The sequence below is a fragment of the Bianquea renquensis genome (assembly GCF_014384895.1).
Classification (GTDB): Bacteria; Bacillota; Clostridia; order Lachnospirales; family Bianqueaceae; genus Bianquea; species Bianquea renquensis.
The window spans coordinates 1-550 of sequence record NZ_JACRSQ010000109.1 but is presented as its reverse complement, the minus strand read 5'-3'; the positions used below and the strand labels follow the sequence as shown (position 1 = coordinate 550).

The following is a 550-nucleotide window of genomic DNA, read 5'->3' as shown; positions in this document are numbered from 1 at the left end:
CAATTAGATGGCCAACGACAACCATCTTGTCTCCGTTCCATGTTATTATGGAACTATGCTCTAACTCGATACTTCGTGGGAAAAGACATCAACCGTTATTCCAAGACGGATTCTGGATGCAACCTTCATGCGGATGTTAGAGGTCCATATGCTCAATGGGCCGTTATACCCGGTATTCAATCTCCAGATTGCGGTAGAGAATTCTTTCCTTCTCCATAGTTTTCTGTGCCATGACCGGACTGACTACCACTCGCTAATCCCGGTTCTGGATACAGTTACTGCTGCCGCTTCTGTAGTGAATCGATCCTTCTATATCTGAATCGTAACGCGATCAGATGCTTCAGCACCATGATAAACGGTAGACCCGAGCATATAAGGAAGATCTCGGAAAGTATGACAACATGACTTATGCGGTCTTTGACGAGGAGCATTATTACATCTGCCTTGACGCAAGGGAGCTGCTCCTTATCCGGACAGAAAGCTAAGATCGGGATGGATATACCCAGAGGGCTGAGGTGTACGGATGGGCGGACTGCGGCAGCTGTGAGCA

Annotated in this window: 1 protein-coding gene; it reads left to right on the top strand. The window is 47.6% G+C overall.

Annotated elements, in window-relative coordinates; all coding sequences use genetic code 11:
* Window positions 1-127 precede the first annotated feature (127 nt).
* Window positions 128-319 (top strand): hypothetical protein, encoded by a 192-nt coding sequence (locus tag H8730_RS17475; protein ID WP_249290323.1) that lies wholly within the window; start codon window positions 128-130, stop codon window positions 317-319.
* Window positions 320-550 lie beyond the last annotated feature (231 nt).

What these genes read in the sequence shown, in the direction of transcription:
- H8730_RS17475 (WP_249290323.1), top strand. Translation starts at nt 128, where the DNA reads ATGCGGATGTTAGAGGTCCATATGCTCAATGGGCCGTTATACCCGGTA.